The sequence below is a fragment of the Streptomyces sp. NPDC006193 genome (genome assembly GCF_040613915.1).
GTDB lineage: Bacteria > Actinomycetota > Actinomycetes > Streptomycetales > Streptomycetaceae > Streptomyces.
The window spans coordinates 207550-232715 of sequence record NZ_JBEXTB010000003.1 but is presented as its reverse complement, the minus strand read 5'-3'; the positions used below and the strand labels follow the sequence as shown (position 1 = coordinate 232715).

General features: G+C 73.3%; 24 protein-coding genes. 18 read left to right on the top strand and 6 right to left on the bottom strand.

Annotated features, from left to right (window positions below):
• Nucleotides 1-37: 37 nt before the first annotated feature.
• The 4 genes from ABZ261_RS04875 to ABZ261_RS04860 all read left to right on the top strand — a co-directional run bounded on the left by ABZ261_RS04875 (nucleotide 38) and on the right by ABZ261_RS04860 (nucleotide 3539).
• Complete coding sequence (locus tag ABZ261_RS04875) at nucleotides 38-1441, top strand: dipeptidase (protein ID WP_356855314.1); 1404 nt, start codon at nucleotides 38-40, stop codon at nucleotides 1439-1441.
• Nucleotides 1442-1592: 151 nt separating this feature from the next.
• The gene (gene nudC, locus ABZ261_RS04870; protein WP_356855312.1) at nucleotides 1593-2537 is read left to right on the top strand and encodes an NAD(+) diphosphatase; all 945 of its coding nucleotides are present in this window, start codon (nucleotides 1593-1595) and stop codon (nucleotides 2535-2537) included.
• A 16-nt stretch (nucleotides 2538-2553) separates the two neighbouring features.
• Nucleotides 2554-3180 (top strand): class I SAM-dependent methyltransferase, encoded by a 627-nt coding sequence (locus ABZ261_RS04865; RefSeq protein ID WP_356855310.1) that lies wholly within the window; start codon nucleotides 2554-2556, stop codon nucleotides 3178-3180.
• Nucleotides 3181-3266: 86 nt separating this feature from the next.
• Nucleotides 3267-3539, top strand: coding sequence for a hypothetical protein (locus ABZ261_RS04860; RefSeq protein WP_356855308.1), 273 nt, complete (start codon nucleotides 3267-3269; stop codon nucleotides 3537-3539).
• A gap of 116 nt (nucleotides 3540-3655) precedes the next feature.
• Here the strand turns inward: ABZ261_RS04860 and ABZ261_RS04855 are convergent, their stop codons facing one another.
• On the bottom strand, nucleotides 3656-3913 hold the full coding sequence (locus tag ABZ261_RS04855) for a mycoredoxin (protein WP_356855306.1): 258 nt from the start codon (nucleotides 3911-3913) through the stop codon (nucleotides 3656-3658).
• A 208-nt stretch (nucleotides 3914-4121) separates the two neighbouring features.
• Between ABZ261_RS04855 and ABZ261_RS04850 the strand changes: the two genes are divergently transcribed.
• The 5 genes from ABZ261_RS04850 (at nucleotide 4122) to ABZ261_RS04830 (ending at nucleotide 8055) form a co-directional block, all read left to right on the top strand.
• Nucleotides 4122-6314 (top strand): ATP-dependent DNA helicase UvrD2, encoded by a 2193-nt coding sequence (locus ABZ261_RS04850; RefSeq protein ID WP_356855304.1) that lies wholly within the window; start codon nucleotides 4122-4124, stop codon nucleotides 6312-6314.
• A gap of 164 nt (nucleotides 6315-6478) precedes the next feature.
• Entirely contained in the window at nucleotides 6479-6799 is a 321-nt protein-coding gene (locus ABZ261_RS04845) for a hypothetical protein (RefSeq protein WP_356855302.1), read from the top strand.
• 174 nt (nucleotides 6800-6973) lie between these two features.
• Entirely contained in the window at nucleotides 6974-7342 is a 369-nt protein-coding gene (locus ABZ261_RS04840; RefSeq protein ID WP_356855301.1) for a WhiB family transcriptional regulator, read from the top strand.
• The gene (locus tag ABZ261_RS04835; RefSeq protein WP_356855299.1) at nucleotides 7339-7662 is read left to right on the top strand and encodes a hypothetical protein; all 324 of its coding nucleotides are present in this window, start codon (nucleotides 7339-7341) and stop codon (nucleotides 7660-7662) included. Before ABZ261_RS04840 ends, ABZ261_RS04835 begins: the two co-directional genes overlap by 4 nt.
• Before the next feature lie 180 nt (nucleotides 7663-7842).
• Nucleotides 7843-8055, top strand: a complete 213-nt coding sequence (locus ABZ261_RS04830) for a hypothetical protein (protein ID WP_356855297.1) — start codon at nucleotides 7843-7845, stop codon at nucleotides 8053-8055.
• 99 nt (nucleotides 8056-8154) lie between these two features.
• Here the strand turns inward: ABZ261_RS04830 and ABZ261_RS04825 are convergent, their stop codons facing one another.
• Together ABZ261_RS04825 and ABZ261_RS04820 are read right to left on the bottom strand one after the other, a co-directional pair.
• Entirely contained in the window at nucleotides 8155-9522 is a 1368-nt protein-coding gene (locus ABZ261_RS04825) for an AarF/ABC1/UbiB kinase family protein (protein WP_356855295.1), read from the bottom strand.
• Complete coding sequence (locus tag ABZ261_RS04820) at nucleotides 9515-10732, bottom strand: TOMM precursor leader peptide-binding protein (RefSeq protein ID WP_356855293.1); 1218 nt, start codon at nucleotides 10730-10732, stop codon at nucleotides 9515-9517. The genes ABZ261_RS04825 and ABZ261_RS04820 overlap by 8 nt, the downstream gene beginning before the upstream one ends.
• Before the next feature lie 347 nt (nucleotides 10733-11079).
• Between ABZ261_RS04820 and ABZ261_RS04815 the strand changes: the two genes are divergently transcribed.
• The 4 genes from ABZ261_RS04815 (at nucleotide 11080) to ABZ261_RS04800 (ending at nucleotide 15023) form a co-directional block, all read left to right on the top strand.
• Nucleotides 11080-11706 (top strand): M48 family metallopeptidase, encoded by a 627-nt coding sequence (locus ABZ261_RS04815; protein WP_356855291.1) that lies wholly within the window; start codon nucleotides 11080-11082, stop codon nucleotides 11704-11706.
• 134 nt (nucleotides 11707-11840) lie between these two features.
• Nucleotides 11841-13556: a TerD family protein gene (locus tag ABZ261_RS04810; RefSeq protein WP_356855289.1), complete on the top strand. Its 1716-nt coding sequence runs from the start codon at nucleotides 11841-11843 to the stop codon at nucleotides 13554-13556.
• 11 nt (nucleotides 13557-13567) lie between these two features.
• Complete coding sequence (locus ABZ261_RS04805) at nucleotides 13568-14248, top strand: AIM24 family protein (protein ID WP_356855286.1); 681 nt, start codon at nucleotides 13568-13570, stop codon at nucleotides 14246-14248.
• Nucleotides 14249-14267: 19 nt separating this feature from the next.
• Complete coding sequence (locus ABZ261_RS04800; protein WP_356855284.1) at nucleotides 14268-15023, top strand: AIM24 family protein; 756 nt, start codon at nucleotides 14268-14270, stop codon at nucleotides 15021-15023.
• 76 nt (nucleotides 15024-15099) lie between these two features.
• On the opposite strand, the gene ABZ261_RS04795 is transcribed toward ABZ261_RS04800, so the two are convergent.
• The gene (locus ABZ261_RS04795; RefSeq protein WP_356855282.1) at nucleotides 15100-15621 is read right to left on the bottom strand and encodes an NUDIX domain-containing protein; all 522 of its coding nucleotides are present in this window, start codon (nucleotides 15619-15621) and stop codon (nucleotides 15100-15102) included.
• A complete protein-coding gene (locus ABZ261_RS04790) occupies nucleotides 15618-17075 on the bottom strand; it encodes a zinc-dependent metalloprotease (protein WP_356855280.1) in 1458 nt (485 codons plus the stop codon). The genes ABZ261_RS04795 and ABZ261_RS04790 overlap by 4 nt, the downstream gene beginning before the upstream one ends.
• 192 nt (nucleotides 17076-17267) lie before the next feature.
• Here ABZ261_RS04790 and ABZ261_RS04785 point away from each other — a divergent pair, with 192 nt between their 5' ends.
• The 4 genes from ABZ261_RS04785 to ABZ261_RS04770 all read left to right on the top strand — a co-directional run bounded on the left by ABZ261_RS04785 (nucleotide 17268) and on the right by ABZ261_RS04770 (nucleotide 21404).
• Nucleotides 17268-18380 (top strand): SDR family oxidoreductase, encoded by a 1113-nt coding sequence (locus tag ABZ261_RS04785; RefSeq protein WP_356855278.1) that lies wholly within the window; start codon nucleotides 17268-17270, stop codon nucleotides 18378-18380.
• Between the two features lie 1080 nt (nucleotides 18381-19460).
• Nucleotides 19461-19922, top strand: coding sequence for a molybdenum cofactor biosynthesis protein MoaE (locus tag ABZ261_RS04780; RefSeq protein WP_356855276.1), 462 nt, complete (start codon nucleotides 19461-19463; stop codon nucleotides 19920-19922).
• A 161-nt stretch (nucleotides 19923-20083) separates the two neighbouring features.
• The gene (locus ABZ261_RS04775; RefSeq protein WP_356855274.1) at nucleotides 20084-20257 is read left to right on the top strand and encodes a hypothetical protein; all 174 of its coding nucleotides are present in this window, start codon (nucleotides 20084-20086) and stop codon (nucleotides 20255-20257) included.
• 49 nt (nucleotides 20258-20306) lie between these two features.
• Nucleotides 20307-21404, top strand: coding sequence for a PDZ domain-containing protein (locus ABZ261_RS04770; protein ID WP_356855273.1), 1098 nt, complete (start codon nucleotides 20307-20309; stop codon nucleotides 21402-21404).
• A gap of 82 nt (nucleotides 21405-21486) precedes the next feature.
• Here the strand turns inward: ABZ261_RS04770 and ABZ261_RS04765 are convergent, their stop codons facing one another.
• Nucleotides 21487-22029, bottom strand: a complete 543-nt coding sequence (locus tag ABZ261_RS04765; protein WP_356855271.1) for a PPA1309 family protein — start codon at nucleotides 22027-22029, stop codon at nucleotides 21487-21489.
• 164 nt (nucleotides 22030-22193) lie between these two features.
• Between ABZ261_RS04765 and ABZ261_RS04760 the strand changes: the two genes are divergently transcribed.
• On the top strand, nucleotides 22194-25151 hold the full coding sequence (locus ABZ261_RS04760; protein WP_356855561.1) for a UPF0182 family protein: 2958 nt from the start codon (nucleotides 22194-22196) through the stop codon (nucleotides 25149-25151).
• Nucleotides 25152-25166: the final 15 nt, after the last annotated feature.

Sequence of the window (25166 nt, the reverse complement as noted above, 5' to 3'; positions counted from 1 at the left end):
GCCGACGGCGTCCGCGCGGCCGGATAGGCTCGTGGGCATGAGCCAGCCCCCGGACAGCGCCGTCCGTACGTACATCGAGCAGCACCGCGCCGCCTTCCTCGACGACCTCGCCGAGTGGCTGCGCATCCCCTCCGTGTCGGCCCAGCCCGGCCACGCGCCCGACGTACGCCGCAGCGCCGACTGGCTGGCCGCCCGGCTCCAGGACACCGGCTTCCCGACCGCGGAGGTCTGGGAGACGCCCGGCGCCCCGGCCGTCTTCGCCGAGTGGCCCTGCGGCGACCCGGAAGCGCCCACGGTCCTCGTCTACGGCCACCACGACGTGCAGCCCGCCGCCCGCGAGGACGGCTGGGGCAGCGACCCGTTCGAGCCGGTCGTCCGCGGCGGCCGCCTGTACGCGCGCGGGGCGGCCGACGACAAGGGCCAGGTGTTCCTGCACACCCTCGGCGTCCGCGCCCACCTCGCCGCGACCGGCCGCACCGCCCCCGCCGTCCACCTCAAGCTGCTGATCGAGGGCGAGGAGGAGTCCGGCTCCCCGCACTTCAGGTCCCTGGTGCAGGAGCGGGCCGGGCGGCTCGCCGCCGACGCGGTGATCGTCTCCGACACCGGCATGTGGTCCGAGGACACCCCCACCGTCTGCACCGGCATGCGCGGCCTCGCCGAGTGCGAGATCCGGCTGTACGGCCCCGACCAGGACATCCACTCCGGTTCCTTCGGCGGCGCCGTGCCCAACCCGGCCACCGCGGCCGCCCGCCTCGTCGCCGCGCTCCACGACGAGCACGCGCGCGTGGCGGTCCCCGGCTTCTACGACGGCGTCGCCGAGCTGAGCGACCGCGAGCGCGCCCTCTTCGCCGAACTGCCCTTCGACGAGGAGCGCTGGCTGCGGACCGCCAGGTCGTACGCCGCCCACGGCGAGGCCGGGCACACCACCCTGGAGCGCATCTGGGCCCGCCCGACCGCCGAGGTCAACGGCATCGGCGGCGGCTACCAGGGACCCGGCAGCAAGACGATCATCCCGTCCTCGGCGATGGTGAAGCTGTCCTTCCGGCTGGTCGCGGGACAGGACCCGGACCACATCGAGAAGGCGGTCCGCGCCTGGACCGCAGAGCAGGTGCCCGCCGGGATCCGGTACGAGATCGACTTCGGTGCGGCCACCCGCCCCTGCCTGACCCCGCTCGACCACCCCGCCCTGCAGTCCCTGGTGCGCGCCATGGGCCGCGCCTTCCAGAAACCGGTCCGCTTCACCCGCGAGGGCGGCTCCGGACCCGCCGCCGACCTCCAGGATGTCCTCGGCGCCCCCGTGCTCTTCCTGGGCATCTCCGTCCCCTCCGACGGCTGGCACGCCCCCGACGAGAAGGTGGAGCTGGACCTCCTCCTCAAGGGCGTCGAGACCAGCGCCTACCTGTGGGGCGACCTGGCCGAGAACTGGCGCCCCGCGACCTGACCGGCCGGCGCCGTACGGAAGGGCGGCGGGCGCAGGGCACACTGGGAGAACCGCCCCGCCCGCCCCGCGCCCGGCCCGGTGCCCTCCCGCCCTGCGCCCCGCCGAACCGCCCGCCGAACGAACCGCTGCACTGGGGGAGTTGGAAGCACCCGTGACCACCTGGACCGACCACACAGCCGACCGACCCATCTCGCTGACCGCCCCGAGCGGCATCGACCGCGCCGCCCACCACCGGCTCGACGAGGCCTGGCTCGCGGCGGCGTGGAGCCACCCCACGACCCGCTGCTTCGTGGTCTCCGGCGGCCAGGTGCTCATCGACGAGACGCCGGACGGCCGGACCGAGCTCGTCATGACCCCCTCCTTCGAGGCCCCGCTCACCGAGGCGCACCGCTACTTCCTCGGCATCGACGAGGACGGCGTCAGCTACTTCGCGCTGCAGAAGGACTCGCTGCCCGGCCGTATCGACCAGTCCGCCCGCCCCGCCGGCCTGCGCGAGGCCGGGCTGCTGCTGTCGCCGCGCGACGCCGGGCTCATGGTGCACGCGGTGGGGCTGGAGAACTGGCAGCGCACCCACCGCTTCTGCTCCCGGTGCGGTGAACGCACGGTCATCGCGGCCGCCGGCCACATCCGCCGCTGCCCGGCCTGCGGCGCCGAGCACTACCCGCGCACCGACCCGGCCGTGATCATGGCCGTGACCGACGACGACGACCGCATCCTCCTCGGCCGCCAGGTCCACTGGCCCGAGGGCCGCTTCTCCACGCTCGCCGGGTTCGTCGAGCCGGGGGAGTCCATCGAGCAGGCCGTGCGCCGCGAGGTCCAGGAGGAGGCCGGCATCGGCGTCGGCCAGGTCGAGTACGTGGCCAGCCAGCCCTGGCCGTTCCCGTCCAGCCTGATGCTCGGCTTCATGGCCCGCGCCACGACGACCGAGATCGACGTCGACGGGGACGAGATCCACGAGGCCCGCTGGTTCTCCCGCGAGGAACTGCACGCGGCCTTCGAGTCCGGCGAGGTGCTGCCGCCCTTCGGGATCTCCATCGCGGCCCGCCTGATCGAGCTCTGGTACGGAAAGCCGCTGCCCACCCGCACCACCGTCTGAGAGCGGGCCGTCCGCGGTGACCGCCGCCCCCTACTGGAACCACAACGTCCACTACCACCGGACCGTGCTGGCCGCCGTCCCCGAGGGCTGCCGCACGGCCCTGGACGCCGGGTGCGGCGACGGCCTGCTCGCCCTCCGCCTCGCGGCCCGGGCCGGAACGGTGACGGGTGCGGACCGCTCGCCGGAGATGATCCGGCAGGCCCGGGCCCGGCATTCGGGGGCCGGCTGGCCGCGGAACGTCACCTTCATCGAGGCCGACCACCTCGACCCCGCCTCGCTCCCCGAGGGCGCCTACGACTTCGTCAGCGCGGTCGCCGTCGTGCACCACGCGCCCTTCGAGGAGGCGATCGGCGCCCTGAGCCGGCTCGTCGCACCCGGCGGCCGGCTCGTCGTCGTAGGCCTGGCCCGCAACCACACCTTCGGCGACCGGCTCGTCAGCGGCTGCGGGCTGCCCGCGAGCCTGCTGTACGCCCGGCTGCACGGGGGCAAGCGCGGGCCCGCCGGCATGCCGGCGGAGGATCCGCCCCAGCACTGGGGCGAGGTGCGGGAGGCCGCCCGGCGCCTGCTGCCCGGCTGCCGCTACCGGCGGCGCCTGCTGTGGCGCTGGACCGCGGTGTGGGACAAGCCGGGCGGCGGCTCCTGAGCGGCTCCGGGCGCGGGACACCCCGCCCTGGGAGAGGAAGGGCCGGCAGCCTCCCCGATCTGCCCGGCGCTCCCTACGATGCAGACATGATCACGATGTGGTGGGCGCTGGCAGGCGAGCACGTGGACGCATGGACAGGGCCCGGCGTGCACGAGGGCGCAGCCCTGCTCGAGGCAAGGGTCGGGGCCGTCGTCGAGGGCAGCGGCATGCCCGCCGGAGCGGCGCGGCACTGGCGCGAGACCTTCCTCGCGCCCGTGGCCGAGGGCCTGCGCACCGAGGCGGAGCCGGCCCTGGCGCACGGCGGGTCGTGGAGCAGGGCGGCCGGGCCGCTGCTGGTCTGCGTCTCGCCCGCTCCATGACGGCTCCGCCGGGCCAGGGGGGCGGGGCGCGGGCACCGCTCCGCAGGGCAAGGGGCGTGGCCGGACACGGAAGCGGCCCCCGCCCGTGCAGGGCGGGGGCCGCTTCCCGGCGATGATCAGACGCCGAGCGCCTGCTTGACCTGGGCGAGACTCGGGTTCGTCATCACGACCTCCGCGCCACCGTCGGAGGGAACCACCTGAACGGTCGGAACGGTCTGGTTCCCGCCGTTCGCCTTCTCGACGAAGGCGGCGGACTCCGGGTCCTGCTCGATGTTGATCTCGGTGTAGGCGATGCCCTCCCGGTCCAGCTGGCTCTTCAGCCGCCGGCAGTAGCCGCACCAAGTCGTGCTGTACATCGTCACAGTGCCCTGCATGTCTCTCGCGCTCCTCAGGCAACTCGGAAAGTGGTCGTCCAGGAGGGGAACGCGAGCGGCCGGCCGCTCATTCCCGCGCGGGCGCGCACCTCCCGGCCGCGACACCCGTCGCACCCGGGCCGCCCCATCCGCCGCGTTCATATGACCGCGCACCTGTGCCTGTGGACAACCGGCACAGCCGTCCCGGGCGACCTGGCAGCATGGCGGTGTGACAGCAGCAACGCACTCCCCTCTGTTCCCGCGGGTACCGGACTCGGCCGACGCGGTGCTCGAAGGGCTCGACCCCGAGCAGCGCGAGGTCGCCACCGCCCTGCACGGTCCGGTGTGCGTCCTGGCCGGAGCCGGCACGGGCAAGACCCGCGCCATCACCCACCGCATCGCCTACGGGGTGCGCGCCGGCATCCTGCAGCCCTCCAGCGTGCTCGCCGTCACCTTCACCAACCGGGCCGCCGGGGAGATGCGCGGCCGGCTGCGCCAGCTCGGCGCCCAGGGCGTCCAGGCCCGCACCTTCCACTCCGCCGCCCTGCGCCAGCTCCAGTACTTCTGGCCGAAGGCGATCGGCGGCTCCATGCCCCGGCTCGTCGACCGCAAGATCCAGCTCGTCGCCGACGCGGCCGCGGCCCTCGGCACCCGGCTCGACCGGAACGAGCTGCGGGACGTCACCGCCGAGATCGAGTGGTCCAAGGTCACCCAGACCATTCCCGCCGACTATCCGTACGCGGCCGCCAAGGCCGGCCGCGAGGCCCCCCGCGACCCGGCCGAGATCGCCCACCTCTACGCCGCCTACGAGGACCTCAAGCGCGACCGCGCGGTGATCGACTTCGAGGACGTCCTGCTGCTGACGGTCGCCGTGCTCCAGGACCGCCACGACATCGCCGAACAGGTCCGCGCGCAGTACCAGCACTTCGTGGTGGACGAGTACCAGGACGTCAGCCCCCTGCAGCAGCGGCTGCTGGATCTGTGGCTCGGCGACCGGGACACCCTGTGCGTCGTCGGTGACGCCAGCCAGACCATCTACTCGTTCACCGGAGCCACCCCCGACCACCTCCTCGACTTCCGCACCCGGTTCCCCGGCGCGACCGTCGTGAAGCTGGTCCGGGACTACCGCTCCACGCCCCAGGTGGTCCGCCTCGCCAACGGCCTGCTCGCCCAGGCGCGGGGGCGCGCCGCCGACCACCGGCTGGAGCTCGTCTCCCAGCGCCCCCCGGGACCCGAGCCCGTCTACACCGAGTACACCGACGAGCCCGCCGAGGCCGAGGGCGCCGCCCGGCGCATCCGCGAGCTGATCGACGCGGGCGTCCCGGCCGCCGAGATCGCGGTCCTGTTCCGCACGAACTCCCAGTCCGAGACCTACGAGCAGGCCCTCGCCGACGCCGGCGTCCCCTACCAGCTGCGCGGCGCCGAGCGCTTCTTCGACCGGCCCGAGATCCGCAAGGCCGGCATCGCCCTGCGCGGCGCCGCCCGCTTCGGCGGCAACGACGCCCTCCTCGACGACGTCGTGGACCTGCCCTCCCAGGTGCGCGCCGTGCTCTCCGGCGAGGGCTGGACCAGCGAACCGCCGGCCGGCTCCGGCGCCGTCCGGGAACGCTGGGAATCGCTCGCCGCCCTGGTCAACCTCGCCCACGACCTCGCCGCCGCCAGCCCCGGAGCCACCCTCGCCGACTTCGTCGCGGAACTGGACGAGCGGGCGAACGCACAGCACGCCCCGACCGTCCAGGGCGTCACCCTCGCCTCCCTGCACGCCGCCAAGGGCCTGGAGTGGGACGCCGTCTTCCTGGTCGGCGTCGCCGAGGGCATGCTGCCCATCACCTACGCCCGGACCGACGAGCAGATCGAGGAGGAGCGCCGCCTCCTCTACGTCGGCGTCACCCGCGCCCGCGAGCGGCTCCATGTCTCCTGGGCCCTGTCCCGCTCACCCGGCGGACGCCCCCACCGCAGACCCAGCCGCTTCCTCGACGGCCTGCGTCCCGGCACCACCCCCACCGTCGGCGGCACCGGCGGCACGGGCGGAGGCGTGGAGCGCGGCAGGGGCGGAAGCACCGCCGCCGCTCCCCGCCGCGCCCAGCGCACCCCCGCCCGCTGCCGGGTCTGCGGCCGGACGCTCACCGACGCGGGCGAGATGAAGCTGATGCGCTGCGAGGACTGCCCCTCGGACATGGACGAAGGGCTCTACGAACGGCTCCGGGAATGGCGGGCCGTCCAGGCCGAGCGCAGCGGGCAGCCGGACTTCTGCGTCTTCACCGACCGGACGCTGATGGCCATCGCCGAGGCGTGCCCGGAAAGTCCCGCCGAACTCTCCCGCATCCCCGGCGTCCTCAGCCGCAAGCTGCGCAGCTACGGCGCCGACGTTCTGGCCATCTGCGCAGGCCAGGAGCCCGGCGCCGACGGGGACGGCGGCTGATGCCAACTCGTCGGAAAAATAGTTTGCACATGCCCCGGCGATCCCCATAGGTTCTAGGCACGGAAGCGGCGGCCTTCTCGAAGGCCACGATTCCGTGTTGTACTTGCACATCCCTACGGACTGGTCCGCCCAGTCCCCCAAGACGCCGAGAGGAGGCGAGTCAAGTGATCAGCATCGACATCAGCACCACCAGCACGGCCAAACTGACCGATCGCTCGGCCGTCTCCGCGTGCCTGCTCGGCGCCTCGATCCAGGGCACCGGTCTGTCCGGCATCCGTGCCGCGCGTCCGGCGTCCTCCCTCGCCCTCGCGGGCCCTGTCGTCCGCGAGCGCAATGAGCGACCGACCAAGGCACTGGAAGCGGTAGCGGCACAGGCACACGCCTATGCCTTTGCGGCGGCCGGTGCCGGATTCCGGAAGCAGACGACGCAGCACCACCTGATGTGGGCCTTCCGTGGGCCAGAACCCTGGAGTGATCCAGCCTGATCGCCGATCAGGCCGGCGCCTTCAGGGCCGCGGAACCCCATCAGGGATCCGCGGCCCTTCTGTTTTCCCCGAACGGGGAGGACGGAGCGAAGGGGCCTCGGGACAGAAAAAGAACCCGGTACCCAGCCGACACCCGGTCGACCGGCCGGAACGACCAGACGAGGAAAACCCATCGTGCAACTCGAAGCGCACGCCCCGTCCGTACCGCCTTCGCAAACGATCCCCCCGCCCGGCCCCACGGAGGACTCCGCCTTGACCCCCCTCACCGCGCTCACCGCGCTCGACGACGCCATCGAGAACCTCGGCGTCCCGGTCCCCTGCCGCTCCTACGACCCGGAGGTCTTCTTCGCCGAGTCGCCGGCGGACGTCGAGTACGCCAAGTCCCTGTGCCGCACCTGCCCGCTGATCGAAGCCTGCCTCGCCGGCGCCAAGGAGCGGCGCGAGCCCTGGGGCGTCTGGGGTGGGGAGCTGTTCGTCCAGGGTGTCGTCGTCGCCCGGAAGCGGCCCCGTGGCCGCCCGCGGAAGAACCCGGTCACAGCATGAACACCGCAGGAACGATCGATCGCCCCCTCACGCACGACCCCAAGAAGCAGGCCCCGATGAAGCCGTCCACCAGCGAGCCCGCAGGCTCCGCGACCCCAGACTGCACCACCGCCGGCGCGACCGAAGCGCGCCAGAACAGGAACCGAGAAATGCAACTCATGCAAGAAGCCCTCGCTCGTGCGCATATGCACGAGCGTCTCCACGACGCCGCGCGGGAACGCCGGGCGGTACGCCTGGCCACCGCCCGGCGGCTGCAGCGCCGGGCCGAGCGAGCCTCGCTCCGTGCCCGCCGCGCCCTCGCCCTGGCGGTCATGCAGTAGCCGTCACACCTCGACCGTGACACCTCGGCCGTCACACTCCGGCCGTGGCACTGCGAGAAGCGGTGGCCTCCCGGCGCAGGGAGGCGCACTCCTCCCGCGGGGGCGGGTCCGGACGTCCGGACCCGCCCCCGCGGTGCGTTCCGCACGGCGCCGGGCCGGTCGCGGGGTTATCGTCGCCGGGTGACGACTCTTCCCGCAGGAAGTGATCAGAGCGGCTCCACCGCGGAGCGCCGCCCCGTCGTGTGCGCCCGCTGCGGCATCCCCGCCCAGGGCCCCGAGCGGGCCACATGGACCTGTTCCGTGGAGAACGGCGTCCGCCGGTACTTCTGCGACGCCTGCGCCCGGGAGAACCTGCGCGCCATCGAGGGACGGCTCGACTCGCCCTGGTGGTGACGGACGAGCGAGCCCACCCGGTCGCCCCGGCCGTCCCGTCGGCCGGGCGGGGGCCGGGTCACGCGCCCGCTGCCCGCCGGAACGGCGGGGCCGGCCGGGTCACGCGCCCGCTGCCGGTTCCTCCTCGGTCGGACCGCCGGCCACGAAGCCCGGCAGCCACTCCTCCAGCTCCTCCCGCAGCCGGACCGTGGCGCCGAGCTGGCACAGCACCCCGATCGTGCTCAGCGTCACCCGGTGTATCAGCAGGTAGGCCGGCGGCAGATTGAGCTGCTTGCCCAGCTGGTAGGCGGGGGAGCGCGGGTCGGCGATGCGGGCGGCCTGGCTGCGCATCCAGGAGCGGGTGAAGGTGAACGCCTCGACCTCGGCCGGCTCGATGATCGGCAGCAGATAGTCGAGGACCGCGTCCGGGTCCAGCTCTATGGTCTCCTTCACGAACCCTTCCGCGCAGAGCAGTTCGTAGACCCCCTCGGCGTCGCCGTCCAGCGTCATCCGCAGCGAGACGCCGATGGGCAGCGGCAGACCGCCGGGGAGCCGGTCGACCGTGCCGAAGTCCAGCACCCCCAGACGCCAGTCGCCCTCGCCGTCCGGGCCGCCGGGCAGCAGGCGGAAGTTGCCCGGATGCGGGTCGGCGTGCAGCAGGCCGGTGCGGGCCGGCCCCGAGAACAGGAAGCGGGCCAGCAGCTGACCGGCCCGGTCCCGCTGCTCCTGGGTGCCCCCGGTGATGACCTCGGACAGCGGGATGCCGTCGATCCACTCGGTCACCAGGACCTGCTCGCACTGGTGCACCACCGCCGGGACCACCACGTCGGGGTCGTCCGTGAACTCCTCCGCGTGCGCGGCCTGGGCCTGGGCCTCCAGTCCGTAGTCCAGCTCCTCCGAGACGCGGTCCCTCAGCTCCGCGATCAGCGGCTTGACGTCCATGCCCGGAATGAGCGGACCCAGCAGCCGGGCGAAGCGGCTCAGCTGCCCCAGATCGGACAGCAGGGCCTCGCCCGCGCCCGGGTACTGCACCTTGACCGCGACCTCACGGCCGTCGTGCCACACCGCCCGGTGGACCTGCCCGATGGAGGCCGCGGCGGCGGGCTTGTCCTCGAACTCCGCGAACAGGTCGCGCCAGTCCGGACCCAGCCGCTCTCTGAGCACCGTGTGCACCGTCCGGGTCGGCATCGGCGGCGCCGCGTCCTGGAGCTTGGTCAGGGCCGCCCGGTAGGGTCCGGCGACCTCCTCGGGCAGCGCCGACTCGAAGACGGACAGGGCCTGCCCGAACTTCATCGCGCCGCCCTTCAGCTCGCCGAGCACCTTGAACAGCTGCTCCGCCGTGCGCTGCTGCAGCTCACGGCCGACGATCTCCGCGGACTCGCCCACGATCCGCTTGCCCAGCCCCCAGGTCGCCCGGCCGGCGATGCCGAGCGGGAGCGCGGCGAGTTTGGCGGTCCGGGTGACCGCCTTCCGGGGAAGATCAGACATGCGCCCTCCTAGTCCCAGTCGGCCGCGCCGCGCCTGCCTCGCGTCGTCGCTCCGTCGACGGCTGTTGCACCGTCATTGTCCCCCGTGGCTCTCCGCCGGTTGCGGAGTGCTCCTCTTCGCCCCTCTCCACGGCACCGCAGCCGCACGCGGGGTGCGGCCGGACCGGCCGGGCGCGCCAGGTCAGACCGGGCAAGGACACCTCCCAGCGGGTCCCCTCGCCGGACGGCGACCCCCCGTCGAGGAAGGCCAGGGCGTGCGCCGCCGCGAGGCCGGCGACGGCCGTGGCCAGACCCAGGTCGCAGGCGGACCCCACCCGGCGGGCTCTGCCGGAGCGCCACTGGGCGACCAGCCGGGGCCAGACCGGGTCCCGGTCCGTGCGGTCCTCGTGCAGACAGCGGGCGCAGCCCGACTGGCCGGGCAGCACGAGCGGTCCCACCACGCCCGTGCCCTCCACCACACCGGCGTACAGGTGCGGTGTGCCGGAGGCCATGAGCGGCTCGGCGGTGAACGGATCCGGTGCGTGCACCGCGACGTCGTCCCGGGGCGCGAGGACCACCAGGGACAGGCCTGCTTCCCCGGCGCCGGGCCCCGGGGCCCGGTCGCGGCGCGGCGGGCGGTCCGGCGCCGCGCGGCGGACGGCCGCCCGTGCCGCCGCGTCCCGGCGGCTGCCGAGCGACTCGGCGGGCAGCCCGCCCGGCGCCACGTCCCACGGCTCCACGCGCCCCACGTCCCGCACGTCCACCGTGCCGACGCCCGCGCCGGACAGCACCGAGGCCAGCACGGCGCCGACCCGGCCCGCGCCCCGCACCTGCACCCGCAGCGCGCGCCGGGCGGCGAGCCGGGCCAGCGGGCCGCCCGGCGCGGGCGTCGTCAGGGAGAGCGTGGCCAGGTCGGGGCGGAGCCGGTCGAGGACGTCCGGCTTCTCCCGCAGGGCGTCCGCGGCCGGTCCGCCGCCGCGCGCGTCGTCGAGGAGGCCCGCGCCGGTCAGCCGCTCCACCAAGGCGTCGACCCGGCCCTCCGGCATGTCCATGCGGCGGCCCTCCTCGCGCAGCAGCGGCAGCCCGCGGGTGCCGTCGAGCAGGTCGAGAAAGCTGCCGGTCGCCGTGGCCACCGGGCCCAGCGTCAGCGCGTGCGCCGGGGTCATCCCGAACTGCACGGTGTTGAGATCGCGCCAGCCGCGCCGCAGCGCGGGTTTCACCACCGGATGCATGCCCGGCCCCCGTATCCCCTCGAGGCAGCCCTGGAGCGTTCCGGGCTGTCGGTCCGGCGGCGGAGCCGGTCGCGCCCCGCCGATGGAGCCAGCATGCCCGGCTCCCGTACCGGATGCGGCGAGTTGTCCACAGGCAGGGGAAATCATCGTACTGATCCGGCTTGCGGCGGATGCCGGCCGGCCGGTCGCAGCGCCGCCGGGCCGGCCCGGCGCACCGGCGCGGAACGGACCGAGGAGCGGCGGGAACGGGCCGGGGAGCAGGCGTACGCGTCACGCACAGGACGGGGCTCGGCACCGGACCGCGCCGCAGCCGCGACTTCACCCCTGCCAGCAGGTAACGTCGTGACGTGCCCGCCGACCCACCGCACCGCGCCGGAAACGAACAGCGCAGCACGACGAGCCCGCCGCCCGCCGGCTCGGGGGCGAGCGCCATCGAGGTGCGCAGGAGCGCCCGGCGCCGCCGGACCGTCTCCGCGTACCGCGAGGGCGATCGCACCGTCGTGCTGATCCCCGCCCGCATGTCCAAGGCGGAGGAGCAGCGCTGGGTCACCGTCATGCTCGACAAGCTCGCCGCTCAGGAGAGCAAGCGGCAGCTGGGCGACGCCGAGCTGACCGCGCGCGCCGAGCGGCTGTCGGCCCAGTACTTCGGGGGCCGGGCCCGGCCGGTCTCCGTGCGCTGGGTCACCAACCAGAACACCCGCTGGGGGTCGTGCACCCCGGCCGAGGGCAGCATCCGGCTCTCGCACCGGCTGCAGGGCATGCCGGAGTACGTCGTCGACTACGTGCTCTGCCACGAGCTGGCGCACCTGCTGGTCCCCGGTCACGGGCCCGACTTCTGGCGGTTGCTGGAGTCCTACCCGCGCACCGAGCGCGCCCGCGGCTACCTCGAAGGGGTGGTCGCCGCCCGACGGCTGCCGCACCTGCCCGGTGCGCTGGACGAGCTGCCCGGGACGCGGGACGAGCAGGAGGCCTGAGCCGGCCGTGCGAGCGGCCGGGCGCGGTTGTGTACCGGGTCTGTACCGACCGCGCCCGGCCGGGGCCGATGTCGGTCTTTGCCGTTAGCCTGGCGCGACGCACTCACATTCGGGATGGGGGACGGTCGTAACGCATGGCCAGGGACTTCCAACGCGGCCACAAGGCCAGGATCAGTGACCTCACGGCGGGCACGGATCTGTACGTAGGCGTGCAGATCTCCGCTCCTGGGCTGACCTTCGACATCAGCTGCTTCGGTCTGGACGCCGACGAGCGTCTCTCGGACGACCGGTACTTCGTCTTCTTCAACCAGCCGAAGTCCCCGGAGGAGTCCATTCAGCTGCTGGGCGCCCAGGCGGGGGACACGGAGTCGTTCCGGGTCACGCTCGACCGCATCCCGCCGCACATCCGCAAGCTCTCGTTCACGGCGACCATCGACGGCGCCGGCCAGATGTCGCAGATCGGTCCCGGCTGCCTGCGGATCGTGGCGGGCGGCGAGGAGGTCGCGCGGTACGCGTTCACCGGCTCGGAGTTCTCCACCGAGCGGGCCGTGATGCTCGGTGACATCTACTACAAGGACGGCTGGCGGTTCGCCGCGGTCGGACAGGGCTTCGACGGCGGCCTGGAGGCCCTGCTGAAGAACTTCGGCGGCGAGGTGGCGGAGGAGGCGCCCGCCGCCCCGCCGCAGCCGCAGTCCGGCGCGGCCCCCGGCTTCGCCCCGCCCAGCCAGGCCGCCGCGCCGCCCGCGTTCGGCGCCCCAGCCGCCCCGTCGCCCGCACCCGCCCCGGCCCCGCAGGGCTTCGCCCCGCCGCCCGGCCACACCCCGCCGCCGCCCGGCCACACCCCGCCGCCCGCGCCCGCGCCGAACGTGCACGGCGCGCCGACGGTCATCGCCCCCATGGCACCGCCCGGCGGCGGCGCCGTCCCGCCGCAGGCCCCGGCGCCCCCGCCCTACGGCCAGCCGCCCCAGCAGCCGTCGTACGGCGGCCCGCCCGGCGCGCCGATGCCCCCCGGTCACGACCCCCAGCCGGCTCCGTACGGGGGCCTTCAGGCGCCGCCCGGGCACACCCAGCACCCGGCGCCCTACGGCGGCCCGCCCGCCCCGCCCGCGCCTCCCGGCTACGGCCAGGTCCCCGGCCGGCCGGCCCCGGCCGCCGCCTACGGAGCGCCGCAGGGCGCCCCCCGGGGCGGCGCCGGAGTGACGGCCGCGCTCCAGGCGTACAAGGAGACGCCGACCGGGCAGCGCTGGACGCAGCAGAACAAGAAGCTGGTCCGCGTCGACCTCGCCATCGGCGGCCAGCCGGTGCTGGCCCGGCAGGGCAGCATGGTGCTCTACCAGGGCAAGGTCGACTTCGGCTACAAGGGCGCCGGGTTCGCCGGACGGATCGTCGGCAACGCCACCGGCCAGGAGATGCAGCTGATGCGCTGCACCGGCCAGGGCCAGGTGTTCCTCGCCGACGGCTCCACCCACCTGCACCCCGTCGAGCTGCAGGGCGACGCCCTCTGCGTGTCCGCCGAGAACGTCCTCGCCTTCGACGAAAGCCTGCAGTACGAGGTCCGCCGCATCGAGGGTCACGGCATCCCCGGCGGCGCGCTGTTCACCATGCAGTTCCAGGGCACCGGCACGATCGTCGTCAAGACCCACGGCACGCCCGTCGTCCTGCCGGTCACGCCGACCACCTTCGCCGACTGCAACGCCGTCGTCGCCTGGTCCGCCGCCTCCCAGGTGATCGTCTCCAGCCAGGTCCGCATGCGCCGCAACGCCTACCCGGGCGACACCGGCGAGAGCGTGAACCTGCAGTTCCGGGGCGCGCCCGGCAACTTCATCGTCGTCCAGCCGTACGAGGTCTGAGGAAGCCCGTCATGAACCAGCCGCTCGCGGGCTTCGCCCCCGCACCCGTCACCGCCCGCATGGAGAACCACGGCAGCCACATGCTGAAGGTCGCCCTGCAGACCGGACACGACCTCCTCGCACGCGTGGGGTCGATGGTCGCCTACGAGGGCTTCATCCAGTACGAACCCAACCCGCCGGCCGTCCGCCAGATCGCCCGCGACTGGATCACCGGAGAGGGCGCGCCGCTGATGAAGTGCTCCGGCGACGGCCTGCTCTACCTCGCCGACTACGGCGCCGACGTCGTCGTGATCAACCTCGACGGCGACGGCATCTCCGTCAACGCCACCAACCTGCTCGCCTTCGACGCGCACCTGACCTGGGGGGTCGAGCGGGTGAAGGGGCTCGCCAAGTTCGCCGGGCAGGGCCTGTGGAACACAAGGATCTCCGGGCAGGGCTGGGTCGCCCTGACCAGCCGCGGCAAGCCCGTCGTCGTCGACTGCGGCGGCGGCGAGGACGAGACGTACGTCGACCCGGACGCGCTGGTCGCCTGGTCGCCGAACCTGAAGGTGAAGGGCAAGCGCAGCTTCAAGGCGCAGTCGCTGATCGGCCGGGGCAGCGGCGAGGCCTACCAGATGGCCTTCTCCGGCCAGGGCATCGTCGTCGTCCAGCCCAGCGAGGACAGCACCGACCGCCTGCGGTTCCGGGGCTGAGGGGAAGTCGGAGAACGCCATGCAGAGTCCGCTTTTCGCGCACAACGACCTCCAGACCCAGGAACGCTGGAGCCTGCAGAACAAGCAGATGCTCCGCGTCACCCTGGAGGGCCACGACGACATACTCGCCCGCAAAGGCACCATGGTCGCCTACCAGGGCATGGTCGAGTTCGACGCCGAGTACCGCGGCGGCAACCAGGCACGCGCGCGTGCGTACACCGGCGAGGGCCTGGACCTTATGCGCTGCCACGGGCAGGGCACGGTCTACCTCGCCAACCTCGCCCAGCACGTGCACATCATGGACGTCGAGCAGGACGGGCTGACCGTCGACAGCTCCTACGTCCTCGCCATGGACTCCTCGCTGCACCACGAGGTCATCGCCGTAGACAGCCTCTACGGCATCTCCGGCACCGGGAAGTACCAGCTCAACATCACCGGACGCGGCAAGGTCGCCCTGATGACCTCGGGCGCGCCGCTGCTGATGCAGGTCACCCCCGACAAGTACGTCAACTGCGACGCCGACGCGATCGTGGCCTGGTCCACCGGGCTGCGCGTGCAGATGCAGGCCCAGACGCACTCCTCCGGCGTGTGGCGGCGGCGCGGCAACACCGGTGAGGGCTGGGAGCTGAGCTTCGTGGGCTCCGGGTTCGCGCTCGTGCAGCCGAGCGAACTCCTGCCGCCGCAGAACGCGCAGATCGGCCAGGGCCTCGCCGCCCAGTTCGGCATGGGGCAGCAGGGAGCCCGCGGCCGCAACCAGGGCAACGTCTGGAGCTGATCCGGCGACCGTGCGGGGCGGAGGCCGCCCGGAGCCGGCCGAGGGGTGACCGCCCGTGCGGTCACCCCTCACCCGGTCAGAGCCTGGCGCGCGCGGCGTCCAGCAGGCGCACGACCGACTCGTCCGCCACGCCCGCCACCTCGTCGTAGGCGTACCAGCGCAGATCGAGCGACTCCTCGCTGATCGCGTGCACCGCGCCGGGCGGGGCCAGGGCCGCGTACTGGACGTCGAAGTGCCAGTGGCACGGCGCCGGGATCGCGTGCCGGTCCAGGCGGACCGGGCCGCCGGGCAGCAGCGTCAGCCCGGCGACGCCGGACTCCTCCGCCGCCTCGCGCAGCGCCGCGGCCGCCAGGGTGGCGTCGCCCGGTTCGCAGTGGCCGCCCATCTGCAGCCACATCCCCAGCTTCCGGTGCAGGGTGAGCAGCACCCGGCCGCGCTCGGGGTCGATCACCAGGGCGCTGGCCGTGACGTGGCCGGCGCGACAGGCCTTCCACATGCCGTCCGGATGCGCCGCGAGATGGTCCAGGTAGGCCTGGCGCAGCTCGTTCTGGCCCTCGTACCCCTTCAGGACGAGGACCGCGTCGTCGTACAGGCTCACTCGGCGTCGTCGTCCTCGGCGTCGTCGGCGTCGGCGTCGTCGGCGTCCTTCTTGCGCAGATCGGGCTTGTCCCGGCCGTCCGCCGCCTCCCCGAGCATCTTGTCCAGCTCGGAGAAGTCCAGCTGCTCGCGGTGGACGAATCCGTCCGGGTCGTCCAGGTCGGTCGCGGTCGGCAGCATGTCCGGGTGGGCCCACAGGCCGTCCCGGCCGTCGACCCCGCGCGCGTCGGTGAGCGAGGCCCACAGACGGGAGGCGTCGCGCAGCCGGCGCGGGCGCAGCTCCAGACCGATCAGCGTGGCGAACGTCTGCTCCGCCGGGCCGCCCGTGGCGCGGCGGCGGCGCAGCGTCTCGCGCAGGGCGTCCGCGGAGGCCAGACGCGGCTTCGCGGCCGCGTGGACCACCGCGTCCACCCAGCCCTCCACCAGCGCCAGGGCGGTCTCCAGACGAGCCAGCGCGGCCTTCTGCTCGGGCGTGTCCTCCGGCTGGAACATGCCCTGCTGGAGCGCGTCCTGCAGCTGCTCGGGGTTCTGCGGGTCGAACTGGCCGACCACGTCCTCCAGCTTGGCCGTGTCCACCTTGATCCCGCGCGCGTAGCCGTCGACCGCGCCGAACAGGTGCGAGCGCAGCCACGGCACGTGCGCGAACAGCCGCTGGTGGGCGGCCTCGCGCAGCGCCAGGTACAGCCGCACCTCCTCCTGCGGCACGCTCAGGTCCTTGCCGAACGCCTCCACGTTGGCCGGGAGCAGCGCGGCCCGGCCGGCCGGGCCCAGCGGCAGGCCGATGTCGGTCGAGCCGACGACCTCGCCCGCGAGCACGCCGACGGCCTGCCCGATCTGCGTGCCGAACATGGCCCCGCCCATCGAGCGCATCATGCCGATCAGCGGGCCCGCCATGGCCTGCATCTCCTCCGGCAGGACGTCGCCCATGGCCGCGCCGACGCGCTCGGCGACCGGGTCGACCAGCTCCTGCCAGGCCGGCAGGGTCGCCTCGACCCACTCCGCCCGCGACCAGGCCACCGCCGAGGCGGCGCCCGACGGCAGGGACGTCGCGTCGTCCAGCCACAGGTCGGCCAGGCGCACGGCCTCCTCCACCGCCCTGCGCTCGGCCGGACCGACACTGGCGTCCTTCGTGCCGTCCGGCGTCCCCTGGGCGACCGTCTGGCGGGCGATCTGCTTGGCCATGTCCCAGTTCACCGGGCCGCCCTCGTACGAGAGCATCTGGCCCAGCTGCTGGAACGCCGCGCCCAGGTCGGTGGGGTTCAGCGAACCGAACATGGCCGCGAGCGGGTTGTCGGCGCCGGGGCCGCCAAAGCCTCCGGCTCCGGGCAGGCCGCCGAAACCGAACGGATTGGCCGGTCCCTGCCCACCGCCGCTCTGCTGGTCCTTCTTCTTGCCCTCGTCGCCGTCTTCCGGCTCCTCCGGCGGAAGGCCGAAACCGAATGGGGTGTCACTCACGGGAATCCTCGGCTGGTAAGGCCGCCGGTTTCGCTCCGGCGGCGCGGCTGCCCGACAACACCACCCAGCGTAGACACCCCGACCCGATCGGGCCTCGGTGCTTTGCCCACGGACGGCCTGCGGCAGGATGGATGCACCTGGTACGTACGCGTCATACGCGCTCGTATTGAAGACAACCGCTGGAGACGCCCGGTGAGTTCCCCAGATCCGCAGGTTCGCGCAGCGCGAAACCCTTCCGCCCCTGCCGCCGCGCGCGGCCCCGTCGTCGCGGTGACCGGCGCCGCCACCGGGGTCGGCGCCCTGCTCACGGCGCGGCTCGCCGCGTCCGCGGAGATCAGACGGGTCGTCGCCATCGACGAGCGGCGGGGGGAGTGCGCCGAGGCCCAGTGGCACATCCTCGACGTCCGCGACCCCGCGATCGCCGACCGGCTGCGTGGCGCCGACGTGGTCGTCCACCTCGCGCTCGACCTCGACCTGGAGACCGATCCGGCCGCCCGCACGGCTTACAACGTCCGGGGGACGCAGACCGTCCTGACCGCCGCCGCGGCGGCCGGGGTGCACCGCGTGGTGCTGTGCACCTCGGCCATGGTCTACGGCGCGCTCCCGGACAACGAGCTGCCGCTGTCCGAGGACGCCGAGCTGCGCGCCACCGCCGAGGCCACCGGGGTCGGCGACCTGCTGGAGATCGAGCGGCTGGGGCGGCGCGCACCCCGCGCGCACCCCGGTCTGAACGTCACCGTGGTCCGGCCCGCCGTGCTCGTGGGCGGCACGGACACCGCGCTGACCAGGTACTTCGAGTCGCCGCGGCTGCTCGTCGTCGCCGGGTCGCGGCCCGCGTGGCAGTTCTGCCACGTCGAGGATCTGTGCAGCGCCCTGGAATACGCCGTCCTGGAGAAGGTCGACGGGGAGCTGGCCGTCGGCTGCGACGGGTGGCTGGAGCAGGAGGAGGTCGAGGAGCTGAGCGGGATCCGGCGGATGGAGCTGCCCTCGGCGGTCGCGCTCGGCGCGGCCGCCCGGCTGCACCGGATCGGGCTCACCCCGTCCCCGGCGGGCGACCTGGCCTACACGATGTACCCCTGGGTGGTCAGCGGCAGCCGGCTGCACGATGCCGGGTGGCGGCCGAAGTGGACCAACGAGGAGGTGCTCGCCGAGCTGCTGGAGGAGGTGGCCGGGCGGCACACGGTGGCCGGGCGGCGGCTGGGCCGCAAGGACGCGACGGCCGCGGGGGCCGCGGGGGCGACGGTGGCCCTGCTGGGCGCCGCCGCCGTCGTCCGGCGGGCCCGCAAGGCCCGGCGACGCGTCTGAGCCACGGTCCCCCTCGGCGCGGTGCGCCGACTCCGTCCCCCCCGCCCGGCCGGTGCCTGGCGGCTCCGCCCGCCGTCCCCCGGCCCGGCCGGTGCGCGGCGGCTCCGCCCCGGTTCCGGCCGTGGAGTCCGCCCCGGCCCATGTTCCCCCGAGTGCCGCAGGGGCGAGCCCGGGAGCCCGGCGCCGCGTCCGGGCTCGCGTCGCCGCTCCGCCGAGGGGCACCGGTCGCCGGACACGGGACCCCTCCCGACGCGGTGTGCCGCCCCCGGCCGCGCCCAGCTCCCCGGCTCCTTCTTCCGCCGCGAGCTTCCGGTCGCCGCCTGAGTGTCCGCCTCGGCCGCGGGTGCACGCCGGTTCCGGGCTCCGCGGGGTTTCCGGTCGCCGCCGGGGCGCCCGCCGGGCCAGTGCGCCCCACTGGTGTCGCCCGCCGTTACGGCCCGGCCGTCGCCGGGGGCGTACGGTCCCTGCCTCCCGTCTGGGTTTCCGGCCCCCGCGTGGCGGTCCGCCCCACTGGCTTCCGCCGCGGTGTGCCGCCCGGCCGTGCCCAGCGCCCCGGCTTCTTGTCGCGTGGCGAGCTTCCGGTCGCCGCCTGAGTGTCTGCCTCGGCCGCGGGTGCTCGCCGGTCCCGGGCTCCGCGGGGTTTCCGGTCGCCGCCGGGCGACCGCCGGGCCAGTGCACCCCACTGGTCTCGCCCGCCGTTACGGCCCGGCCGTCGCCGGGGCGCACGGTCCCTGCCTCTCGTCTGGGTTCCCGGCCCACGCCCGGCGGTCCGCCTCACTGGCTTCCGCCACGGTGTGCCGGCCCCGGCCGCGCCCAGCTCCCCGGTCCCGGCTCCGCGGGGTTTCCGGTCGCCGCCGGGGCGACCGCCGGGCCAGTGCGCCCCACCGGTGCCGTCCGCCGTTGAGGTCCTCCCGGCGGGAATTCATGGTCCGCACGCCGAGCCCCTGCGGGCACCGCCCCGTCCCGTCACCGCCCCGACCGGCGCCGCCGGGCACGCTCAGGCCCCCCGGCGGCGCCGGCCGGGAGCGCCCGGCAGGCCGCTGTTCCGGGATGTCCTGGGCGTGCGGCACGATGGGGGGCATGGCGCACACGAACGACCACCCCGGTGAGCAGGCCGCAGAGGACCCCGTCAAGCTGATCGGCATCCGGGAGACCGCGCTCTGTGTGGACGAGGTGTTCCGGGCCGTCGGGGACGACGCGGCCGGGGGCGTCGCGCTGTTCGTGGGGACCGTGCGGAACCACGACGGCGGCGCCGACGTGGACACGCTCGGGTATTCGTGCCATCCCAGCGCCGAGGCCGAGATGCGGCGGATCGCCGAGAAGGTCGCCGCCGACCACCCCGTGCGGGCGCTCGCAGCCGTCCACCGGGTGGGTGACCTCGCCGTCGGGGACCTCGCCGTCGTCGTCGCCGTGGCCTGCCCGCACCGTGCGGAGGCCTTCGAGGCCTGCCGCAAGCTGATCGACGACATCAAGCACGAGGTGCCGATCTGGAAGCACCAGCGGTTCTCCGACGGCACCGAGGAGTGGGTCGGGGCCTGCTGACCTCGCCCGGCGGACGCGGCCGTTCCCCCCCCGGTCGGACCCGTGAGGCACACGGTCCACCCGGGTTGCGTAACCGGCACCCGGGCGTGAGCGTTGTCACTGCGGATGATTAATCTGCTGATCAGTCAGTTGCGGACGCTCATGGCGTATGGGAGGTCGGCATGGGGGTGCTTGTCTGGCTGCTGATTCCGCTGATGGCCGCGATCGGCGGAGCGCTCTGGGGCAGCTGGGCCAGTCGGACGCGCAAGGCGCGCAGCGACGGTCCCGAGCTGGACGGGTACGCCCGGTTCCGCGAGGCGATGGAGAAGCCCCGCTCCGGTGCCCGCGGGGCGTGACCGGCTGCCCTGACGGTGCGCCGACAGGGGCGTCCCGTACTGTCGTGGCATGCCACGCCGCACTGCGACGATGCTCGCCTCGACCCTGATGCTGATCGCGCTCCTGTGCGCGGGAGTGCTCATCCCCGTGCCGTACTCGGAGATGTCCCCCGGCCCGACCGTGAACACGCTAGGGAAGCACGGCGGCGAGCCGGTGCTGCGGATCTCCGGGCACAGGACGTACCCGACGGACGGTCACCTGAACATGACCACCGTCCGGGTCACCAGCGCGGACTTCCGGATGAACCTGGTGGAGGCCGTCTACGGCTGGCTGGCGCACGACAGCAAGATCGTCCCGCACGACACGCTCTACCCGGACGGCAAGACGGAGGAGCAGTCCACCCAGGAGAACGCCGAGGAGTTCAGCCAGTCCCAGGAGAGCGCCAAGGTCGCCGCCCTGAAGAAGCTGGGCATCCCGGTGAAGTCCTGGGTGATCGTCTCCACCGTCGTCAAGGGCTCCCCGGCGGAGGGCGCCCTGCACGCCGGCGACGTGATCAAGGCCGTCGACGGCACGGCGGTCCGGCAGCCGGCCGACGTCGCCGAGCTGGTGACCAAGCACAAGCCCGGTCAGAAGGTCGTCTTCACGGTCGTCCCGGCCAAGGAGCAGGCCGCCGCCGAGAAGGCGAACAGGGCGGCGGCCCGGACGCGGGACATCACCCTCACGACCACCGGCTCCCACGACAGCGGCGCCAAGCGGGCCATCGTCGGGATCTCCGCCGGGACCGACCACACGTTCCCGTTCGCCATCGACATCAAGCTGGCCGACGTCGGCGGCCCGAGCGCCGGCCTGATGTTCGCGCTCGGCATCTACGACAAGCTCACCCCCGGCAGTCTGACCGGCGGAAAGTTCGTCGCCGGCACCGGCACCATCGACGACGACGGCAAGGTCGGCCCGATCGGCGGCGTCGAGATGAAGACCGTCGGCGCCCGCAACCGGGGCGCACGGTACTTCCTGACGCCCGCCGAGAACTGCGCGGCGGCCGCCGAGGACACCCCGAGCGGGCTCACCCTGGTCAAGGTCAGGACGATCGGGGACGCGCTGGACGCACTGAAGGACATCCGCAGCGGGGACACCGCGGCGCTGCCCCGCTGCACCACGAAGGGCTGAGCGGGGCCGGGCACGAAGGGCTGAGCTGGGCCGGGGCGCCCCGCGAGCAGCAGGCGCCCGGCACGGCCGTACCCGCGGGACGTCAGTCCGCGAACGTCGCGGCCAGGGCCTCCGCCAGGCCCGGCACCAGATCGGGCCCGGTCAGGACCTCCGTCGGGGAGTCCTTCTCGCGCAGCCGCAGCGCCGACTCGCGGCTGCCGTCGCGCAGCACCGCCACCGTCATGCGGACCTCCTGGCGCTCGGGGTGCTGGGCCACCCACTCGGCCAGCCCGGCCTCGTCCAGGCCGGACGGGACCTGTGCCTCGGCGGACGGCGGCAGCATCAGCCGCTCGACCGTGACCGCGCAGCCGGTCACCGCGTCGGGCCAGGCGATGGTGCCGAGGAACTCGTCGAGCGGCTTGCCGGACGGGATCTCCTCCTGCTCGATGGGGGTGTAACCGGCGGACTCGGACTCTTCGCCGAGGCCGAGCTGGGCCGCGAGCGACGGTTCCTGGGCCCGCAGCCGTGCGGTGTCTACGAGGGCGAAGAGGCGGGCGGGCCGGTCCCAGCCGAGGCCGGAGACGTACTCGTCGATCTCGAGTACGGCCCGGGTGAGCGGGCTCGCCGCCATGGGTGTGTTGGACATGGTCACAATCCTGCCTCGTTCCCGGCCGGAATCGGGAACCGAGTAAACCCTGAGTAAGTTGCATAGGTGTGGGCCCACGATCACGGGGGGCCACGGCGGGCCCGCGAACACGAGGGTCTGACGGATCGACAGCGAACTTCGAGGTGCGCACCTTGGCTTTCCAGATGCCGGACCGCGGCGGAGGCCCGACGGGGCCGCGGATTCGAGCGGGCCGCCCGTCCCGGCGTGTCCGGACCTTGCTCATGACACTGGGCGTCCTCGCCGTCCTCGGCATGGCGTTCACCATGTTCGCGGGCTTCTGGACGGACTGGCTGTGGTACCGGTCGGTGCACTACTCGTCCGTGTTCACCACCACCCTGTGGACCAAGATCGGGCTGTTCTTCGTCTTCGGTCTGCTGATGGCGGTCGCGGTCGGCGTCAACATCTGGCTCGCGCACCGGCTGCGGCCCCCGCTCAGCGCCATGTCCATGGAGCAGCAGAGCCTCGACCGGTACCGCATGGGCATCGCGCCCTACAAGAAGTGGCTGCTGCTCGGCGTCACCGCCCTGGTCGGTCTGATCGCCGGCGCGTCGGCGGCCGGCCAGTGGCGGACGTGGCTGCTGTGGGTGAACGGCGTGCCCTTCCACCAGAAGGACCCGCAGTTCCACCTCGACGTGTCGTTCTACGCCTTCGACCTGCCCTGGTACCGCTTCCTGCTGGGCTTCGGCTTCGCCGCGGCCGTCCTGTGCCTGATCGCCGCGGCCCTCACCCACTACCTGTACGGCGGGCTGCGCATCACCAGCCCGGGCGCGCGCGCCACCGCCGCCGCGACCGGGCACCTGTCGGTGCTGCTCGGGATCTTCGTCGCCCTGAAGGCGGTCGCCTACTGGCTCGACCGGTACGGCCTCGCCGTGAAGTCCAGCGACTTCAAGGCGACCGACAACTGGACCGGCCTGCGCTACGTCGACGCCAACGCCTACCTGCCGGCCAAGACGATCCTGTTCTGCATCGCCGTCATCTGCGCGCTGCTGTTCTTCGCGACCCTGTGGCGGCGCACCTGGCAGCTGCCGGTCATCGGCTTCGGCCTGATGGTCCTGTCGGCGATCCTGATCGGCGGCCTCTACCCGGCCATCGTGCAGAAGTTCCAGGTCCAGCCGAACGAGCAGGCCAAGGAGGCGCCCTACGTCCAGAAGAACCTGAAGGCGACCCGCGAGGCGTACGGCATCGACGACACGGACGTCACCGAGTACGCGGGCACGTCCGCGACCGCGGACAGGACCGAGCTGCGCGACAAGGTCGACGACACCGTCAGCCTCCGCATCCTGGACCCGAACGTCGTCTCGCCGACCTTCCAGCAGCTCCAGCAGATCAAGGCCTACTACGGCTTCCCGACCAACCTGGACGTCGACCGGTACCCCAAGGGCGGCAAGGAGCAGGACACCGTCATCGGTCTGCGCGAGCTGGACCTGACCGGCATCCCGAAGAACAACTGGATCAACGACCACTTCCGGTACACGCACGGTTTCGGCGCGGTCGCCGCCAAGGGCACCGAGGCCGACTCCGAGGGCCGGCCCGTCTTCACCGAGAGGAACCTGCCGTCCCAGGGCGACCTGGGGACGTACGAGCAGCGCATCTACTACGGCGAGAAGACCACCACGTACTCCATCGTCGGAGGCCCCCAGAAGGAGGTCGACTACTCCGACAACGAGCGCGAGAAGACCACCAGCTACCAGGGCAGGAGCGGGGTCCACCTCGGCAACCCGGTCAACCGGGCCGCGTACGCGGTGGCGTTCAACGAACCGCAGATCCTCTACTCGGGCGCGATCGGCAAGAACTCGCGGATCCTGTACAACCGCACGCCCAAGGAGCGCCTGGAGGCGGTCGCCCCCTGGCTGACCATCGACGGCGACGCCTATCCGGCCGTGGTGAACCACCGGATCCAGTGGATCGTGGACGCGTACACGACCACCAACGGATACCCCTACGCCTCCCGGACGACCCTCGGTGACACGACGGCCGACTCGCTGACCGCGACCAACAACTCCCGTGCGGTGGTGGCGCAGCAGAACCAGGTCAACTACATCCGCAACTCGGTGAAGGCGACCGTCGACGCGTACACCGGCGAGGTCAGGCTCTACCAGTGGGACACCGAGGACCCGGTGCTGAAGACCTGGATGAAGGCGTTCCCCGGCACGGTGCAGCCGCGCAGCGCGATCTCCGCGGACCTCATGGCCCATCTGCGCTACCCGCAGGACCTGTTCAAGGTCCAGCGTGAGCTGCTCACCCGCTACCACGTGCCGGACGCGCAGACCTTCCTCAGCGGCAGCGAGGTGTGGCAGGTCCCGGACGACCCGACCAACGACTCGGGCAGCGCGGTGCCGCCCTACTACCTGAGCATGAAGATGCCGGGCCAGAGCGCCCAGGCGTTCTCGCTGACGACGACGTTCACGCCCAACGGGCGGGACAACCTCAGCGCCTTCATGGCCGTCGACTCCGACCCGCGCACCGGCGACTACGGCAAGATCAGGATCCTGAAGCTGCCGACGAACACGACGGTCGACGGTCCCAAGCAGGTGCAGAGCCAGTTCAACTCCGAATCGGCCATCGCCGAGACCATCAGCCTGCTCAGCCGCGGCCACTCGAAGGTCGAGTACGGCAATCTGCTGACCGTCCCGCTCGACGGGGGACTGCTGTACGCGGAGCCCGTCTACGTCCGCGGCGGGTCGCTCAAGTACCCCCTGCTGAGGAAGGTGCTGGTCACCTACCAGGGCAGGACCGCCTTCAAGGACACCCTGGACGAGGCCCTGGACGAGGTGTTCGGGGTGAAGGGCTCGACCAGGCCGCCGGGCACCGGCACGACCAACCCGCCCGGCACCGGCAACCCGACGGTCCAACAGGCGCTGCAGGACGCCCAGAAGGCGTTCGACGCCGGACAGCAGGCCCTGAAGGACGGGCCTGACTGGGACGCCTACGCGAAGGCGCAGAAGGACCTCCAGGACGCGCTGAAGCGGGCCGAGAAGGCCCAGTCCGACACGGGCAAGCAGGACGGCGCGAACAGGCACGCCGACAAGAACGCCGACAAGACGGCAGACAAGACGGCAGACAAGTCGGCAGACAAGAGCAGCGGCGGGAAAGGCAGTTGAGCAGTTGATCAAGTC

What these genes read in the sequence shown, in the direction of transcription:
- ABZ261_RS04875 (WP_356855314.1), top strand. Translation starts at nt 38, where the DNA reads ATGAGCCAGCCCCCGGACAGCGCCGTCCGTACGTACATCGAGCAGCAC.
- ABZ261_RS04860 (WP_356855308.1), top strand. Translation starts at nt 3,267, where the DNA reads ATGATCACGATGTGGTGGGCGCTGGCAGGCGAGCACGTGGACGCATGG.
- ABZ261_RS04855 (WP_356855306.1), bottom strand. Translation starts at nt 3,913, where the DNA reads ATGCAGGGCACTGTGACGATGTACAGCACGACTTGGTGCGGCTACTGC.
- ABZ261_RS04835 (WP_356855299.1), top strand. Translation starts at nt 7,339, where the DNA reads ATGAACACCGCAGGAACGATCGATCGCCCCCTCACGCACGACCCCAAG.
- ABZ261_RS04825 (WP_356855295.1), bottom strand. Translation starts at nt 9,522, where the DNA reads ATGTCTGATCTTCCCCGGAAGGCGGTCACCCGGACCGCCAAACTCGCC.
- ABZ261_RS04820 (WP_356855293.1), bottom strand. Translation starts at nt 10,732, where the DNA reads ATGCATCCGGTGGTGAAACCCGCGCTGCGGCGCGGCTGGCGCGATCTC.
- ABZ261_RS04810 (WP_356855289.1), top strand. Translation starts at nt 11,841, where the DNA reads ATGGCCAGGGACTTCCAACGCGGCCACAAGGCCAGGATCAGTGACCTC.
- ABZ261_RS04805 (WP_356855286.1), top strand. Translation starts at nt 13,568, where the DNA reads ATGAACCAGCCGCTCGCGGGCTTCGCCCCCGCACCCGTCACCGCCCGC.
- ABZ261_RS04800 (WP_356855284.1), top strand. Translation starts at nt 14,268, where the DNA reads ATGCAGAGTCCGCTTTTCGCGCACAACGACCTCCAGACCCAGGAACGC.
- ABZ261_RS04780 (WP_356855276.1), top strand. Translation starts at nt 19,461, where the DNA reads ATGGCGCACACGAACGACCACCCCGGTGAGCAGGCCGCAGAGGACCCC.
- ABZ261_RS04775 (WP_356855274.1), top strand. Translation starts at nt 20,084, where the DNA reads ATGGGGGTGCTTGTCTGGCTGCTGATTCCGCTGATGGCCGCGATCGGC.
- ABZ261_RS04770 (WP_356855273.1), top strand. Translation starts at nt 20,307, where the DNA reads ATGCCACGCCGCACTGCGACGATGCTCGCCTCGACCCTGATGCTGATC.
- ABZ261_RS04765 (WP_356855271.1), bottom strand. Translation starts at nt 22,029, where the DNA reads ATGTCCAACACACCCATGGCGGCGAGCCCGCTCACCCGGGCCGTACTC.
- ABZ261_RS04760 (WP_356855561.1), top strand. Translation starts at nt 22,194, where the DNA reads ATGCCGGACCGCGGCGGAGGCCCGACGGGGCCGCGGATTCGAGCGGGC.